The organism is Bifidobacterium olomucense (genome assembly GCF_012932375.1).
Lineage (GTDB): Bacteria > Actinomycetota > Actinomycetes > Actinomycetales > Bifidobacteriaceae > Bifidobacterium > Bifidobacterium olomucense.
This window is the reverse complement of the sequence record NZ_JAAIIG010000003.1, coordinates 81,574-99,071: the sequence shown is the minus strand read 5'-3', so window position 1 is coordinate 99,071 and position 17,498 is coordinate 81,574. Positions and strand designations below refer to the sequence as shown.

Genomic DNA, 17,498 nt, shown 5'->3' with positions numbered 1-17,498 from the left:
AAAAGAACCGAAACGGAGAACCAAGATCAGCGAGGCAGCATCATCGGGCGGTCGGACGCCTTGATCGGGGCCGGCAGCTCGCTGGTCTGTTCGCTGGAGAGGTACTCGTCCACGGCAGCGGCGCAGGAGCGGCCTTCGGCGATGGCCCAGACCACGAGGCTCTGGCCACGGCCGGCATCGCCGCAGACGAACACACCATCCTGGCTGGTGGCGAAGTTGTCGTTACGGGCGATGTTGCCGCGCTTGTCGAGCTCAACCGGCAGCTGGTCCACGAGCGTGGTGGTGTCCGGGTGCAGGAAGCCCACGGAGATAAGCACCAGATCGGCCGGAATCACACGCTCGGTGCCGGGCTGGCGAGTGAACGGACCGTTCTCGCCGGGAGCGACGTTCACAATCTTCAAGCCGGTCACGTGGCCATGCTCGTCGGCCACGAAGCCTTCCGCGGTGGCGGAGTTCTCGATGGTGACCTTGGACTGTTCCTCTTCGGAACCGACAAAGTTCACGGAATCGGTGCTGTACAGGTAGGTACCGCCTTCGGCCATCGACGTGGTCTTCTGATAGGTGCGCGCGAAGGTCGGCCACGGCTGGTTGGCCGGACGCGTCTCCGGCTCCTTCGGCATGATCTGCAACACGGTAACATCCTTGGCACCCTGACGGATGGAGGTGCCCAGGCAGTCAGAACCGGTGTCGCCACCGCCGATGACCACTACATGCTTGCCCTTGGCGGTGATGTCGTTGACCGGCTTAACACCAAAGACGCGACGGGTGGCATCCGGTAGGAAATCGAGGGCGAAGTGGATGCCGTCCAGTTCACGACCCGGGATCTTCATGTCACGCGGCACGCGGGAGCCGATGGCCACAACTACGGCATCGTAACGGTCACGCAGTTCATCCCAGGAGATGTCCTTGCCGATTTCCACGTTGGTGCGGAAGCGGGTGCCTTCAGCTTCCATCTGCTCCACACGGCGGTCAATCAAACCCTTTTCGAGCTTGAAATTCGGGATGCCGTAACGCATCAAACCGCCGATGGCATCGTCCTTTTCATGCACGACTACGGTATGGCCGGCGCGGGTCAACTGCTGGGCGGCTGCCAGACCGGCGGGGCCGGAACCGACCACGGCCACGGTCTGGTCAGTCAGTCGCTGCGGCGGCAGCGGCTTGACGTAATCCAGATCCCATGCCTGATCAATGATCGTGCATTCATCGTTCTTGATCATGGTCGGCGGCTGGTGGATGCCGAGCACGCAGGCCTGTTCGCATAGTGCCGGGCAGATGCGACCGGTCACTTCAGGGAAGTTGTTGGTCTGGGACAGACGGTTGTATGCGTCCTCCCACTTGCCTTGACGAACCAGATCGTTGAACTCAGGAATCACATTGCCCAGCGGGCAGCCGGTCATGCAGAACGGGGTGCCGCAGTCCATGCAGCGTGCGGCCTGTTCGCGAGTCCACGGCTGCAAGCCGGATTCGGCGTGTACGTCGAACCAGTCCTTGATACGTTCCTCGATGGGGCGTTCAGCCAACTCGCGGCGGGTACGGACTTTCAGGAATCCTCTTGGGTCGCCCATGTCAGCGCACTCCTTCCGTGACGTGCTCGTAAACCTTTTCCCAGGCTCCGGGCGAATTGAAATCGATGTTGTTGGCCTTGGCTTCTTCCATGGCGCGGGTCATGGCCAGGTACTGCTTCGGAACCACGTGGGTGAAACGCTTGACGGTTTCATTCCAATCCTCAAGCAGAGCCGCGGCAAACTGGGAACCAGTTTCCTCAGCGTGCTGCTTGACGAGGCCGTACACCAGCTTGGCGGTCTCTGCATTCAGCGACTTGAACAGCAGGCTGCCGGACTTGATGGCACCCGGGTTGACCTTCTTCATGTCGAGGTCGAGCACGTAGGTGTTGCCGCCAGAGAAGCCTGCGCCGAAGTTGCGTCCAGTCGGACCGAGCACCACGACGGTGCCGCCGGTCATGTATTCGCAGCCATGGTCGCCCACGCCCTCCACCACGAACGTGGCGCCGGAGTTACGCACTGCGAAGCGTTCGCCTGCACGGCCCGCCACGAACATCTGGCCGGAGGTGGCTCCGAAACCGGTGACGTTGCCGGCGATGACGTTCTCGTGCTTGTCGAACGTGACGCCGTCTTCTGCGCGTACGATCACGCGTCCACCGGACAGGCCCTTGCCGGCGTAGTCATTGACTTCGCCGTAGATGCGCAGGGTCTCGCCGCGCGGAATGAAGGCGCCGATGGACTGGCCGCCGGAACCGTGCAGGGTCATGTCGATGGTGTCGTCCGGCAGACCCTCCTCGCCATAACGGCGGGTGATCTCGTAGCCGACCATCGTGCCGACCGTACGGTTGACGTTGCGAATCGGCATTTCGATGCGCACGGGTTCCTTGCGTTCGAGCGCCGGCTCGGCAAGCTTGATGAGCTCATTGTCCAGAGCCTTTTCGAGCTCGTGGTTCTGCTCGATGGTCTGGTGAAGGATGGTTCCCGGAACCGGGCCGGCCTGCTTCAGCACGTTGCTCAGATCGATGCCGTCAGACTTCCAACGCTTGATGGCTTCGTTCTGGTCGAGGCACTCCACGTGACCGATGGCCTCCTCAAGTGTCCTGAAGCCGAGCTCGGCCAAGATCTCGCGCACTTCCTCGGCGATGAACATGAAGAAGTTGACCACATGTTCGGGCTTGCCGCGGAAGCGGGCGCGCAACTCCGGATCCTGGGTGGCGATGCCCTGCGGGCAGGTGTTCTTCTGGCATGCACGCATCATGACGCAGCCCTCGACGATCAGGGCGGCGGTGGCGAAACCGAATTCCTCGGCACCGAGCAGTGCCGCGATGACCACGTCACGACCGGTCTTGAGCTCGCCGTCGCACTGGACGACGATGCGGGAACGCAGACCGTTCAGGATCAGCGTCTGCTGGGTTTCGGACAGGCCGATCTCCCACGGGGTACCGGCGTGCTTGATGGCGTTGAGCGGGGCTGCGCCCGTGCCGCCGTCATAGCCGGAGATGAGCACCACGTCAGCATGGCACTTGGCCACGCCGGCGGCGATAGTACCCACACCGAACTCGGAGACGAGCTTGACGTGGATGCGAGCCTTCGGGTTGGCCATCTTCGCATCGTTGATCAGCTGCTTCAGATCCTCGATGGAGTAGATATCGTGGTGCGGCGGCGGGGAGATGAGCTCCACGCCCGGGGTGGCGTGGCGCACGTGGGCGATCCACGGCGGGACCTTGGCACCCGGCAAATGGCCGCCTTCACCTGGCTTGGCACCTTGGGCGAGTTTGATCTGCAGATCGGTGGCGTGCACCAGATAATCGGAAGTCACACCGAAACGAGCGGATGCGATCTGCTTGATGCGGCTGTAACGCTGCGGATCGTTGATACGATCCTCGGATTCGCCACCCTCGCCGGAGTTGGAGCGTGCGCCGATGGAGTTCATCGCAAGGGCAAGCGTCTCGTGGGCTTCCTGGGAGATGGAGCCGTAGCTCATGGCACCGGTGGAGAAGCGCTTGACGATTTCGCTCGCCGGCTCGACCTCGGAAATGTCGATGGGCTTGCGGGTGTTCTTGAACTTCATCAGGCCACGCAGGGTCATGATGCGGTTCGAAGTGTCGTTGATGTGGTGCGAGTACTTCTTGAACATCTGGTAGTCGCCGCGCTGGGTGGACTGCTGCAGCAGGAAGATGGCTTCCGAATCGTTCAGGTGGTCTTCGCCGGTACGACGCCACTTGTAGTCGCCGCCGGTACGCAGGTTACGGTGAGGTGCTGCGGTCCACTGGTTCGGATAGGCCACGCGGTGGCGGATAGCCACTTCCTCGGCGATCTCGTCGAGACCCACGCCACCCACACGGGAAGTGGTGCCGGTGAAGTATTCGTCGACGACTTCCTGACTCAGACCCACGGCTTCGAACAGCTGTGCGCCACGGTAGCTCATGATGGTGGAGACACCCATCTTGGACATGATCTTGAGCACGCCAGTGGAGAGCGCCTTGGTGAGGTTCTTCACGGCGGTGCGCTCGTCTACCTTGAGGTAGCCGGTACGGGCCAGATTCTCCACGGATTCAAAGGCCAGGTACGGGTTCACGCAGGCGGCACCGTAGGCGATGAGCAGTGCCACATGGTGAATCTCGCGCACATCGCCGGCCTCGACGGCCATGGAGATCTGAGTACGGGTGTGACGGCGCAGCAGGTGATGCTGTACGGCTGCCGTCAGCAGCAGGGACGGGATCGGACCCCACGTGTGGTTGGAGTCGCGATCGGAAAGCACGATGAAGTTCTTGCCATTTTCGATGGCTTCGTCAATCTCGGCGAAGATCTCATCAAGGCGTTCCTTCAGCGCCTTGCCACCGCCGGCCACCTGATAGAGGCCCTTGACCACGTACGGGCGGTAGTAGTCACCCAGAATGCGGGCGCGGTCGAGGCGCTTCAGCTGGGCCATCTCGTCGGAGTTGACCACAGGCAGCGGAATCAGAATCTTTTTGGCATGCAACTCGGAGTCGGCCAGCAGGTTCGGCTCAGGACCGATGGCGGATTCAAGGGAGGTGACAATCTCCTCGCGCTCCCAGTCCAGCGGCGGGTTGGTGACCTGTGCGAACTTCTGCATGAAGTAGTCGAACAGCATGCGGCTGCGCTTGGACAGGGCCGGCAGCGGGGTGTCGTTGCCCATGGAACCGAGCGGTTCCTTGCCGGTGTTGGCCATCGGGGTCAGAAGCAGCTTCAAGTCTTCCTCGGTGTAGCCGAATGCGCGCTGGCGGCGCTGCACGGACTGGCCGGAGTGACTCACATGCTCGCGCTTCGGTAGGTCGGAGAGCTCCACGGAGTTGCCTTCGACCCACTTACGGTACGGGTGCTGGGCGGCGAGGTTCTTCTTGATCTCCTCGTCCGGAATAATGCGGCCTTCAGCAGTGTCCACAAGGAACATCTTGCCCGGCTCCAGACGGCCCTTGGACACGATGTGGTCCTGCTCGGTTTCAGGCAGCACGCCGGCTTCGGAAGCGAGCACGATATAGCCGTCATCGGTGAGCTGCCAGCGGCCGGGACGGAAGCCGTTGCGGTCCAGCAGTGCGCCGACCTGGGTGCCGTCGGTGAAGACGATGTCCGCCGGGCCATCCCACGGCTCGATCAGCGTGTTGTTGTACTCATAGAAGGCGCGCACGTCCGGGTCAAGATAATTGTTCTTCTCCCATGCCGGCGGCAGCATCATGCAGATGGCGTGCGGCAGGGAACGGCCGGCGAGGTGCAGCAGTTCGAGGCACTCGTCGAACGTGCCGGAATCGGAATAACCCGGGGTGGTGATCGGCAGCAGCGGCTTGAATTCGCCGAGCAGTTCGGAGCTCAGGCGGCCTTCGCGGGCGGACAGCCAGTTGCGGTTGCCCTGGATGGTGTTGATTTCGCCGTTGTGGGCCAGCAGACGGAACGGCTGTGCGAGCGGCCAGCTCGGGAACGTGTTGGTGGAGAAGCGGGAGTGGACGATAGCTACAGTGGCCTTCATGCGCTCATCAACCAGATCCGGGAAGAAGTGGGTGAGCTGCATGGTGGTGAGCATGCCCTTGTACGTGATGGTACGGGCGGAGAGGGAGGCGAAGTAGACGCCGACCTCATGCTCCACGCGCTTGCGAATGCGGAAGGTCTTACGGTCGAGCTCCACACCACCCAAGGAACCGTCTTCAGATGCGATAACCAGGGTCTTGAAGCCCGGCATTGCAGCCAGTGCCTGCAGGCCGAGGCCGTCCGGGTTGGTGGGGACCACGCGCCATGCGAGGACTTCGAGGCCTTCCTCGCGCACGATCTTGGCGATGGCCTGTTCCTGCTGACCGGAAGTTTCGATATCGCGGTCGAGGAATGCGATGCCGGCAGCGTAGTGGCCGGCTTCCGGCAGTTCCGCGGGCACGGTGGCGCGCATGAACTCGTCCGGCATGCTCATCAGGATGCCGGCGCCATCACCAGTGTTCTCCTCGGCGCCCACGGCACCACGGTGATCGAGGTTGACCAGCACCTCGATGGCGTCCTTCACGATCTTGTGTTCAGGGCGCTTGTTCAGAGTGGTGACCATACCCACACCACAGGCGTCATGCTCGTTGGAGGGGTCGTACATGCCGTCCGGAGCATGGACCGTGAGATCAAGCGGGGCTTTGAATGTCACCGAAATCACCTCAATTGGTTATGGGCGCGCTCACAACGTGCCTCTTCCTCTAAGTTGCTGTTGACAGCGTAGCGTCGCGGTATGTCATTTACGTTTCGCTGTCCATATACCGAGTTGCGGAAAAAGTCAAGAGTCAATTTTACGCATTTTTTAAACCGACAAGACACCGGCCATGTCGCGGCCGTTTCCTCATCTCTATTCGCCCATGCTCGATCGCGATGTCTCAGGACTTGCACATACAGACAGATTGGAATGTTGGTATGTACGTGCAGATAACGAAGCCTCCGCGCACATACAAACAGAACGGATACCGAACGGCCTGGATGCTGCCCCGCCCATGGTCGCCACGGCAAACGGCGGTCACATGAACGGCACGGCATCGGAGGCACGAAGCAACGGCTTGCCTTGAACGACTTCGATTTGAGGCTGTGGCGGCTCATGCCCGGCACGCTTGGCGCGTACCTGATCGTAGAGCATACGAAACGCCCGCTCCCCCATCTCATGAAAGTTCTGGGTATAGCTCGTCAGCGGCGGCTCCCACAATACGTCGAAATTCATATCATCGAAGCCCACCACGCTTACTTCCTGCGGCACACGGCGTCCGGCTTCCCGCAGCCCCTTCATCACCGCGATGGCGATTTCGTCGCTGGCGGCGAACACGGCGGTCACATCCTTACGCCGTCCCAGAGCCTTGCCGGCTGACACAGCCTTTCTCAGATCACCGGACGGCACCATAATCGGTTCGGGTACTTCGATACCACGCTCTTCAAGCGCATCACGCCAACCATTTGTCCGGGAATTGTCTCCCTCTTCCCGATCCCAAGCCACATGGAACACAGTCTCGTGTCCTAGATCCAGCAGATGCATGGTCATCCAACGACCGCCATCACGCTCGGCATTGATAATCTGATAATCGCCATCGCCGAAGCCTCCGCCGACAACCACGGTGGGTATGTCATGGGGCAGGCATTTGAGCGCCTCCACGCCGGCCCAGCCGTATTCGTAGACGATCACGCCAGCAGGACGAACCGACAAACCCATACGTACACGAGCCTCGACGGAGCTCATATCCGATTCATCCAACGAGACGATATTGGCCAGAAAACGACGCTTGCGCGCAGCCGCCTCCACGCCATGGTTGGTAGCGGATGTGGAAAACATGTCCGGCTTCGAGGCAAACACGACTACCGCATCCATCTCGCGATTCGACAAAGCCCGCGCCACTACGCTCGGCTCATAACCGAGTTCCTTGATAGCTTCCGCGATACGATGCCGCTTCTCTTCGGTAACATTGACCGTACCGTTAAGATATCGGGAAACCGTAGGAGCGGAAACCCCAGCAAGGCGTGCGACATCTTTAATCACCGGACGATCCCGCTTCGCACCCCGTGTCATTGCTTCCCCATTTCCTGGCCAGCAGCCACTTTCGCGGCATTAATCATTTCCATGGCTGACGATCCCGGGCCGGACACTATGTAAAGCTTTCTCCCGCGACATCAATCTGCCGCTCTCAGAATAGGAAGAGGACGGGAACAGGACATGAAGGACCCAGCACGCTCAGGCTCACATCGCTTCGCCAGTGAATCTAATGTTCATTAGATAGCATTTTTTCTCAAACCGGTTCGATACAGATAACTCCTCGTTTCCCGCAATATAACTAAGAAACGCCGAAGCTCGTTCTTCACTTGACTCAGACCATATGCCACGTTATTCTGAAACCGGTTTCAGAAATGAGGCCAACAAAATAACCAAAAATCCGAAGCCTCACTTCGGACACACGAAAGGAAAAAATCATGTCTTTCAAGGATTCCATGCTGCGTGGTCTGGCAATGTACGGCGTTAACTCCATGGCTCAGTCCGGCCCGTCCAACAACCAGATGATTGCCGACATTCTCAACGACGTCACCAAGACCGCTCGCTGAATTATTTCACCAAGGCTGATTGACATCAAAGCCTGACCGGATGGCTTACGCCACCACTAACCAAAAGGGCGAAAGTCCCCCGCTTAAACCCACTAGAGTAAGGAAGCAACCATGTCTTTCAAGGATTCCATGATTCGCGGTCTCGCTACCCTCGGCGCCAACACGATGATTCAGCACGGCATGTCCAACGGCAAGATGCTGAACGACATTCTCAAGGACAACGAGTCCGCTCGCTGAGCATTCAGTCCAACGCTGTCCAACAGCAGAAACGTACGAATGTAACGTTTCTCTGGCCTTGTAATGAATACACAAAGGTCACACAACTGAAGATTCGATAATTCAACAATCGGCCCGCAGCCGATGCAATGAATAATCGGACAACGGCGTCCGCTTCATTCTTCTTTCCTACATACCATCTCTATCAGTGCCGTCATATTTGTCAACATGTTTGCCATCGTTCATGCCGACCTAGGCATCGGTCATGCATCGCTATCATGACGACAGTCGCGACATATCGATATATGTGGCGCAACAACTGGAGCGATCCAAAAGATCGGAACAGTCCATCGTTACGCCACATTTGCCAGTAATGATCCGACACATTACTCCACTGATTTGAGGGCGGCAAGCATGTCCACGTCATGCAGCTGCCGGTAGACAACCGCACCAAGCGCACCAAGCACCGCAGCGACAAGCACAACGGGCGTCACAAACGCAGACCAGCCAAGCGCCGGGTCGAACATGACCTCGTCCGGCGGCACTTCGTTGATAATGTACCGATGGAGCCCGCCACCGAACCCATAACCGGCAAGCACGCCTATCACAGACAGCACGATGGTCTCGCGATAGATATACATGGTCGTTTCTCCCGAATGGAAACCGAGCACCTTGATGGTCGACAGTTCGCGGATTCGCTCCGAAACGTTCAGGTTTGTGAGATTGTAGAGAATCACGATGGCGAGCAGTGTCGCCACCAGAATCAGCACCTCCATGATTTGGTTGAGCGAATCCACAATGGTAGCCACCTGGTTTTTCATCGTGGTGTTCTGCACCACTGACCTAACGCCATCCACTTTCATGAATTGCGCACCTTGCTTTTCGGCGTTCTCGATACTGTTGTCTTTGAGCTTCACCATGTACGCATTCGACTGGTAATCCCTATGGAATGTGTGCTCGTATTCGCCGGAACTCATCACCATGAAATGCCCGATGTACATCTCGGCAATGCCGTCAACGCGCACACGACGGTTCACGCCGCCACTGTCGGTTACGGTGACGGTATCCCCCACCTTGGCGTTCAACATGTCCGCCATACGTTCGGAGATAATCGCCCCACGGTCGGTGAGTACTTGCGGCGTACGGCCGACCCGCGAGCGCAACGTCAGGTAATCACCGAAGTTGTAAGCGTCGTCGGTGACGAGCAAGGTAATACTCTGCTTGTCATGTTCCTTGCCCGAGGTTTTGGTGAGTTCTTCATAGCGAATCGGCGTAGAGAAGTCGACGGCCGTCCGCTTCATGGAGTCGGCCACTGCCCTGTTTTGTTCCTCGTTGTTATCGCTGCGTTCGGCCACGATGAGGTCATAGTGGATGATCTCATCGAACTGTCGTTCACCGATTTGTCCTATGGAAGCCTGCACGCCAAGTCCAGCGGTCAACAGCGCAACGGCTCCCGCCACACCAAAAATGGTCATCAAACCGCGGGTTTTGTAGCGGAACAGATTGCGAGCGGTGACCTTGCGCGTGAAGTTCAGCCGATTCCACAGAGGCTTGATGCGCTCCAAGAAGATTTTAGAGCCTTTGGCTGGTGGCTTCGGCAGTAGCAGGGCTGCAGGCTTCTCCCGCAGTTCACGGTATGCGGCGAGCACGGCGGGTACCACGGCACTCACCCAAGCGAGCAGGAATGCCACCACTGTCACAACCGGATGGAACACCAGCGCGATACGCGGCACGGTGAATCCGTCGCTGTATGCATGGTAGACAATCATCGGCAGCAGTGTATGGCCGAGCAGCACGCCGAAAAGCGTACCGATGGTGGAAGCGGTGAACCCGTAGAACACGAACTTTTTCATGATGTCCTGATTGCCGTAGCCCAAGGCCTTCAGCGTACCGGAATTGGTGCGTTCTTCATCCACCATGCGGCCCATCGTGGTGAAGGTCACCAGCGCGGCCACAAAGTACAGGAACACCGGGAAGATCAGCGCCAGTTTTTCCACGATGTTCGCGATGATTTCGTAGACTCGGTAACCTTCCGAAGTCAATCCTTCTCGGCGTCCATCAATCGAATACGCTGGTACTTCAAGTGTGTCCACCTTCTCCCGAGCCAACGCAATATCATGCTCGGCCTGCTTGATTTTCTTTTCGGCGGCCGGCTTGGCATCGTTGAATTCCTGCAGTTTCTGGTTGTATTCTTCTTCCGCTTTTTCGAGGTTTCGGTTGCCTTCAATCAACTGGCTGGCTCCCGCCGATGCACTGGCTGGTGCACTGGATATGGCCGCGCCTAATTCGATCTGCTTGTTGGCCAATTGATTGCCGGCTTCGGCGATGGCTGCAGCGTTCTGCTGATACTCCTCACTGCCCTGTTGGAGAGCCGAGGCGCTGGAGTTCCACTGTTGCAATGCGGCATTGTATTCGCCGAGTTTGCTGTTGTATTGCTTCACCGCATTGTTGTATGCCTGCAACGCCTTGTCGTACTGCGCTTTCACGCTGGTATACGCATTGCCGGTGAGCCCGGAATCGGCCCAGGATTGCAGCGCCGCACCTGTTTTATCCAGCACTGTTTTGGATGCGTCCAACGCTGTGCGAGCCATATCCAATTGTGTTTTGGCGTCGGAAAGCTGTTGCCAAGCCGCACTGAGTTGACTCTGTCCTTGGTCGAGCTGCTGTCCGCCAGCTGTCAACTTGGTTTGTGCCGCAGTCAGCTGGGAGCCAGCGGAGGCGATTTGCGCGCTGGCACCGGATAGTTCCGCCAGTGCAGAGGATGCTTGATCAACTGCCTGTACGCTGCTATCGGCGAGTTGATCTTTACCTGATTCAATCTGGGCCTTGGCTTCATCCAGCTGTGTTTGGGTGTCTCTAAGCTGCTGCTTTGCTGCATCGACTTGAGATTGTGCCTTTTCGATCTGTTGGCGGCGCTCCTCTTTGATTGATTCCTCACGAGCTGTAGGCTGATCGGCAAGACGCTTGGTCAAGGTGTCCTTATGCGCCTGTACAAGATCGCGGTATTCGCTAGTCCAGTAATCAATGTTCTGCGTATCCTTGAAGGTCACGCGACCGATCATCTTCACCTTGGAATCGAAAGCGGCGGCAGTCACTACTGCGTAGCCGTCCAATTCACCGGTGCCTGCTGTGGATTGGCCGAGGTTCACATTCGATAGTCCTTCGGTCGAATTCACGAATCCGACCACCGTGTACCGGCTGTGCTTCAGCACCTTGTCCCCCGCGATATCCGGCTGTTCGCTGATGGTGATGGTGCTATCGATGGCGTACTTATCCCGCTCGGTGCGGTCCAGGGCAATCTCGTTGGAGTTCTTCGGCAGCCTGCCTTCCTCCACGTCGAACGTTGAGATGGATTTCGGATTGGAGTAGACACGCAGGCTGTGGTTGCTGTTTTTGATGGTCACGTCTTTGAAGTAGCCGAATTCCGCTGATTTGACACCCTTGGTGTTGCGGATGATGCGTGCGTCGTCGGCGGTCAGACCGTAGTCGCTGATGACGGTGACGTCCGCTAAATGATTGGTGTTGTAGTAGTCGGTGCCAGTGATACGCATGTTCGGTCCGGTAACGAACAGTCCGACGAGCGCGAACGAGCCGAGCAGCATCAAGCTCACGATGGAAAGAAAACGGCCCTTGGATTTGTTCAGGGTAGCGAAGATATCTTTCCAAAGCATGTGTTTGCGCAGCATCCCAGTCTTTGTCGCCCTACTTCGTCTATGGCTGCGGCGAGCCGATGCCATAGAATCATCAGTTTCGTCGGTAACCAGAAAATCATTGAAATCGGCCATGTTTACCACTCCAAATCCTTGATATCCATCGGATGTTCATTGATTTCAATGGATTTGACGCGGGCATCGTGCATATGGATGACACGATCCGCTATAGGTGCGATGGCCGAGTTATGCGTCACAATGACCACGGTGGCGCCTTTCTTGCGGCTTTGGTCTTGCAAGATTTGCAGCACCTGTTTGCCGGTGTTGTAGTCGAGCGCGCCGGTTGGCTCATCACACAACAGAATCTTCGGGTTCTTTGCCACGGCTCTGGCGATGGCCACACGCTGCTGTTCGCCACCGGAAAGCTGGGCTGGGAAGTTGTCGATACGATCCTTGAGCCCAACGTCGATCAATGTCTGTACTGGGTCCTGCGCGTCTTTGACGATTTCCGAGGCAAGCTCCACGTTCTCCTTGGCTGTCAGATTAGCCACGAGATTGTAGAACTGGAAGACGAAGCCGATGTCGTAGCGACGATAGTCAGTGAGCTGGTGAGCATTGTAGTTGGAGATGTCTTTGCCGTCGATGATGACTTGGCCTTCAGAATTGGTGTCCATGCCGCCCAGAATGTTGAGCACGGTTGATTTGCCGGCACCGGACGCACCGAGGATGATGGCCAATTCGCCTTTCTCAATGTCGAAACTGACATCATTATTAGCTGTGATGGTGGTGCTGCCCGTTTGATAGCGCTTGAAGCTGTGGACCATTTCGATGTATGCCATGAAGATTAATCCTTGATTAAACAACGTGTTGATTTATTGCCTGCATCCTAATTTCGTGAAGAACAGTCAGTCAATGACCACAATTAGGCAAAATGTCTAAATTGAACACTTTCGGGAATGTTGCCGATTCTGCACACTAATCAGACAACGTGTTGATAGAATCGATGATTGCGCGATGCGTAAAAGAGAAGAGCAGAACAAGAACGGAGGCAGCAATGACTGGTAAGCGCAATACCAAAACCGAAGCGAAAATCAAGGCGGCGTTTACCTCGCTAATGCAGTCCAAAGGATTCGATGCCATGACCGTGAGCGACATCGCCCGCGCGGCCGGTATCAATCGCGGCACGTTCTATATGCATTACATCGATAAGTTCGACCTACGCCAGCAGCTCATCGACGACACCATCGCCGATCTGACCGAGATTCTCGTGGAGAATTCGGATGATAACGGGCAGACCGTGACCTCCGACGGCAAAGCGATTTGCGATGCCTTTAAAGAAGAAGCCATCGCCAAAGCGCTGCATTACGTCAAGGATGATTACGCCTTCTTTAACGCGATCTCCCGTTCAGGTACCGATATGCAGCTGTACGACCGCCTGAAGAACGTGCTGAAGCAGCTTATCGTAGCTCAAGCCAAGCGATTCGATGAAGAGCCCAAGCATGACTACAACGGCATTCCCGCCGATTATGCGATGGAGATTCTCGTTTCCGCCGTCTCCTCAATCATTTGGCTGTGGATTCGCCGTGGCTGCAAGGAGACCCCGGAACAGATATGTCACATCATCGAAACCAATAAAACCACGGCACCGGTTGACGTGCTGTGGTGAGACTTCTACCCATTCCTTTAATCCATGTGCAATAATTACGAAGGAACCACGCATCGGCACAATCATCATCCCTGCAATCACCGGGCTCATCGTCAACTTCTTCAACCGGCACGTTCGTTTCGTCGCTCACGCGGATACTTATGTCAAGGCCACAAGTGTCACCATGTCTTCTCAAACCGCCAACTCATGACAGTTGTGATTACGATAGGCATTATGACGAATACAGACCAGCGAAAAGAATCCGCCGAGACAACCAACACCGACTTGCCGTCGCGTCTAGAGCCCGGCGAACAGGCACCGGACTTCACCTTGTCAGCCGTAAACCCTGACGGCAGCGAATCAACGATTACGCTTTCCGCACTCACCGCACAAGGCAAGAGCGTGATTCTGTACTTCTATCCGGCTGCAATGACACCTGGTTGCACTACGGAAGCATGCGATTTCCGCGACAACATGGCACGACTCAGCACGCTGGGCTATACGGTGCTCGGAGTATCCAAGGATCCGGTGGCGAAATTGCAGAAGTTCCGAGAACGTGACCATCTTTCATTCCCACTGCTGTCCGACCCCGATTTGACTGTTCATAAACTGTACGCCGCCTACGGCGAGAAGAAGCTCTATGGCAAGACGCATGTGGGCGTACTGCGCTCCACGTTTGCGATTGACGCCAATGGAACCATTGAACTGGCCCGCTACAATGTGCGCGCCAAGGGGCATGTGGAGTCGTTGCTAAAGAAGCTGAGCTGAGAATAAGTCAATTATTTACTTTCCGTTCGGCGCGACAACAAATGTGCTGAAATTCAACACGAAACCGTTGCATAATAATACGAAGTAACGGACGCCCCTGCGCGAACATACAAACGAATAGCCCATCAAAATCCTTTGTCTGTTCGCGCGGTACTTATTCATCACACGAACAGACAAACGCTTGCAATCGAAAACGACTTTCCATAGTCGTTAGCGGCATTCATGAACGACATCCCATTGCCGATGGCACTGTCTATCACCACATTCTCAATCCGCATACCGACTACCCGGCGCATACCGGCCCGACGACTGCGACCGTCTGCTGGTCTCGCCTGACTCAAGACTGGTGATATGTACGGCGAGCGCGGAGGGCATGAGTTTGGCAAATACGCGGTACAGTTTGTAGAACAACATCGGCGTGTAGGTAGCGGCACCACGTTCAGCTTTGGCCAGCGCCTTTTCGGTTTCTCGGCGCATATTCAAATACGGCAGCCGGGCCAGTTTGCCCGTGGAAGAACCCCGCACGTTCATTTCGGTGTTCATGTTGCCGGGACTGAACAACATCACGTTCACGCCGCGTTCGCGCTCCTCCTCCCGCACCGCCCGAGAAAGGAACCGCACATACGCCTTGCTCGCAGCATACACGGCCTGCCATGGGATCGGAGCGAATGACGACACCGAGCCAGTGATGATCTCGAAGCTTCCACGTTGCATGTACGGCAGGCAGATGCGGTTGATCATTGTCGCGGCGGTTACGTCGAGGGCGATCATCAAGCGAATATCCGCGGGTTTCATATCGCGTAACAATCCCTTACGCTCATAACCGGCGTTGTTGATGAGTACGCGAATGTCTGGCCGCTCATTCGCCAACAGGTCAGCTAATTCCTTATGGGCCTCCATCTCAGTTAGGTCCAGGGGAATGACTCGTATGCGCATACGCGAATTGCCGTATCGGTCGGCAAACGCACGCAACCGTTGTTCACGTCGCGCAATGATCCAAATCTCATCGAGATTCCGGTAGCGCGCCACAATCGCTTCAAGAAATACAGCTCCAAGACCGGACGACGCGCCGGTTACAATGGCGATATTCATCTGAGATCTCCTTGCAAGTTCGTTCATGACCGCTGATTTACCAGAATGTTTATGGCAGACATCACTGATGCCCTTTGCGGCGGCGCGGGGCGAGTGCGGCGGGACCATGCTGTCTGATGGCGAACAGCAATGCTCGCAATCCACCGATGCGCGGATTCGGGCGTTTGCCACGCGCGATGCGATGCATTTGCAGTTCGAACCAGCTGATGACGAGGATGCCGCCGAACGCTCTGTCGAGCGGTTTGATGCCGGTCGAGACCCGCGGCAGGTCCACGTTTCCTCGCCAACCGTCGCGAATGATACGGTTCGGCAGGTCAGGCACAAGTGCGAGCGGGCGTGCGATGCCGATCATCTGTGTGATGCCTTCGTCAAGCGCATGCTCCATGTCGGCAACGTTGCGGAATCCGCCGGTCAGAGCAATCGGCACATTCAGCTCGCCCTTGACTCGGCGTGCAAAGTCGGTGAAGTAGACACCGCGTCTGCGATCCTCAGCGGCACCATCATTGGTCTGGATGACCGGCCTGGAGTATGTGCCGCCGGAAATGTCGATGAGGTCGACGCCACGCTTTTCCAGTTGCTTCATGACCCAAATGGATTCCTCTTCATTGAAGCCACCCGGCGCTCCATCTTGCTCGTTGACTTTGATGGCGATCGGCACGTCGGACGAGTTGAGCTTCACTGCAATCGGAAACTTCGGGCCGACCGCCTCGCGCACGGCGTCGAACACGTCGAACAGGAAGCGGGCGCGGTTTTCGAGGCTGCCGCCGTATTCGTCGGTTCGGCGGTTGTCGAGCGGCGAGAGGAACTGGTTGATGAGGTAGCCGTGCGCCGCATGGATCTCCACGCCGGTGAATCCGGCCTTCCTGGCGATGCGCGCCGTGTTGGCGAACCGGCGGATGATGTCGCGGATCTGCTCGCGGGTCAGTTCGGTGAGTTCGGCGAAGAACCGGCCGTAGTCGCCATCGACCTTGCCGCCGCTCGGGGCGAGGGGATGCCGGTTGATGGTGATGGGCGATTGACGACCTGGATGGTTGATCTGCATCCAACAGTGAGCTCCGTTCTCGGCACCGGCCGCCGCCCATCGGTGCAGCATCGCAAGGTCGCGTTCGTCCTCCACCGCGACGTTGCCGGGCTCCCCCAGCTGCGTGTGGTCGACCATTACATTGCCGGTGACGAGTACGCCGGCGCCGCCTTGCGCCCAGGTGCGGTACAGGCGCACGTGCTCTTCGGTCGGCGCGCAGTCGCGGCCGGCGAGCGCCTCGTTCATCGCGGATTTGCAGAACCGGTTCTTCACCGTCACCCCACAGGGCAGAGTCATCGGTTCGGCGACCAGAGCCACCGTCGCGGTCGTGTCGTTCGTCATGGTATCCAACTTTCCATACGTCCATGTTTTTACAGTTGTCCAAAATAGCATATATTTAGACAGCTGTAAAATTCTGGACGATAGGATATGCTGGTCAGTCATGAAGAAAGACATCAACGCCAAGCTCACGCGCAACACGCAACGCACGCTCGACGCGTTCTTCGATGCAATGACCGCGCTGCTTGGCGAGAAACCGTTCACCGACATCAGCGTCAACGAACTGTGCGAGCGCGCCGGCTATCCGCGCGCCACGTTCTACAACTATTTCGAGGATCGCGACGACCTGCTCACCTACTGCTGGACCGCACTGTCCAAACAGGCCGATCTCGCCGACCTCACGTCAACCGAACCGGAACATCGGGTGGACACGACGCTCGACGCGATGGCCGACCTGCTGGAATCCAACGCGGAGTCGCTGCACGCGATTCTTGGGAACAACCCGCCCGAAGGCCCGATGTTCGCCAACCTGCGCTCGTTCATCGAACGTCAGGCACACGAAATCATCCGCACCTGCATCGACCGCGACCGTTTCACACTGCCGGCTGACCTGATCGCCGACCATTACGCGAACACGGTGCTGCTCGTGCTTGACTGGGCGTACCTGCGCGGCCACACGCTCACCCGCGAGCAGCTGCACGATTACACGCACATTCTGCTGCGCGGCGTGGAGTAGCGACCTCGGTCAGCTCGGGAAGGTGCACATC

General features: G+C 57.5%; 13 protein-coding genes. 6 read left to right on the top strand and 7 right to left on the bottom strand.

Translation table 11 applies throughout. The features are described from left to right. Positions 1-26: 26 nt before the first annotated feature. The 3 genes from G1C97_RS04130 to G1C97_RS04120 form a co-directional block, all read right to left on the bottom strand. The gene (locus tag G1C97_RS04130; RefSeq protein WP_169240677.1) at positions 27-1,565 is read right to left on the bottom strand and encodes a glutamate synthase subunit beta; all 1,539 of its coding nucleotides are present in this window, start codon (positions 1,563-1,565) and stop codon (positions 27-29) included. Between the two features lies 1 nt (position 1,566). After that, complete coding sequence (gltB, locus tag G1C97_RS04125; protein WP_169240676.1) at positions 1,567-6,138, bottom strand: glutamate synthase large subunit; 4,572 nt, start codon at positions 6,136-6,138, stop codon at positions 1,567-1,569. A 360-nt stretch (positions 6,139-6,498) separates the two neighbouring features. Beyond that, entirely contained in the window at positions 6,499-7,533 is a 1,035-nt protein-coding gene (locus tag G1C97_RS04120) for a LacI family DNA-binding transcriptional regulator (protein ID WP_169240675.1), read from the bottom strand. 398 nt (positions 7,534-7,931) lie between these two features. On the opposite strand from G1C97_RS04120, the gene G1C97_RS12390 reads away from it, so the two are divergent. After that, the gene (locus tag G1C97_RS12390; RefSeq protein WP_277348144.1) at positions 7,932-8,060 is read left to right on the top strand and encodes a hypothetical protein; all 129 of its coding nucleotides are present in this window, start codon (positions 7,932-7,934) and stop codon (positions 8,058-8,060) included. Between the two features lie 111 nt (positions 8,061-8,171). Next, positions 8,172-8,297, top strand: a complete 126-nt coding sequence (locus G1C97_RS12385) for a hypothetical protein (RefSeq protein WP_277348143.1) — start codon at positions 8,172-8,174, stop codon at positions 8,295-8,297. A gap of 365 nt (positions 8,298-8,662) precedes the next feature. On the opposite strand, the gene G1C97_RS04115 is transcribed toward G1C97_RS12385, so the two are convergent. Both G1C97_RS04115 and G1C97_RS04110 read right to left on the bottom strand, forming a co-directional pair. Further along, positions 8,663-12,061: an FtsX-like permease family protein gene (locus tag G1C97_RS04115; RefSeq protein WP_240951002.1), complete on the bottom strand. Its 3,399-nt coding sequence runs from the start codon at positions 12,059-12,061 to the stop codon at positions 8,663-8,665. A gap of 2 nt (positions 12,062-12,063) precedes the next feature. Then, positions 12,064-12,765 (bottom strand): ABC transporter ATP-binding protein, encoded by a 702-nt coding sequence (locus tag G1C97_RS04110; RefSeq protein ID WP_100494071.1) that lies wholly within the window; start codon positions 12,763-12,765, stop codon positions 12,064-12,066. Positions 12,766-12,980: 215 nt separating this feature from the next. On the opposite strand from G1C97_RS04110, the gene G1C97_RS04105 reads away from it, so the two are divergent. From G1C97_RS04105 to G1C97_RS12485, 3 genes are all read left to right on the top strand, one after another. Continuing rightward, positions 12,981-13,592, top strand: coding sequence for a TetR/AcrR family transcriptional regulator (locus G1C97_RS04105; protein WP_100494072.1), 612 nt, complete (start codon positions 12,981-12,983; stop codon positions 13,590-13,592). A gap of 213 nt (positions 13,593-13,805) precedes the next feature. Beyond that, the gene (locus G1C97_RS04100; protein WP_169240674.1) at positions 13,806-14,339 is read left to right on the top strand and encodes a peroxiredoxin; all 534 of its coding nucleotides are present in this window, start codon (positions 13,806-13,808) and stop codon (positions 14,337-14,339) included. A 71-nt stretch (positions 14,340-14,410) separates the two neighbouring features. Further along, on the top strand, positions 14,411-14,689 hold the full coding sequence (locus tag G1C97_RS12485) for an FAD:protein FMN transferase (RefSeq protein WP_169240889.1): 279 nt from the start codon (positions 14,411-14,413) through the stop codon (positions 14,687-14,689). On the opposite strand, the gene G1C97_RS04090 is transcribed toward G1C97_RS12485, so the two are convergent. Next, positions 14,607-15,431: an SDR family NAD(P)-dependent oxidoreductase gene (locus G1C97_RS04090; protein WP_169240673.1), complete on the bottom strand. Its 825-nt coding sequence runs from the start codon at positions 15,429-15,431 to the stop codon at positions 14,607-14,609. The genes G1C97_RS12485 and G1C97_RS04090 overlap by 83 nt on opposite strands. 61 nt (positions 15,432-15,492) lie before the next feature. After that, on the bottom strand, positions 15,493-16,794 hold the full coding sequence (locus G1C97_RS04085; protein ID WP_169240672.1) for an NADH:flavin oxidoreductase/NADH oxidase family protein: 1,302 nt from the start codon (positions 16,792-16,794) through the stop codon (positions 15,493-15,495). A gap of 100 nt (positions 16,795-16,894) precedes the next feature. Between G1C97_RS04085 and G1C97_RS04080 the strand changes: the two genes are divergently transcribed. Continuing rightward, positions 16,895-17,467, top strand: coding sequence for a TetR/AcrR family transcriptional regulator (locus G1C97_RS04080; protein WP_169240671.1), 573 nt, complete (start codon positions 16,895-16,897; stop codon positions 17,465-17,467). The last annotated feature ends 31 nt before the right edge of the window (positions 17,468-17,498 follow it).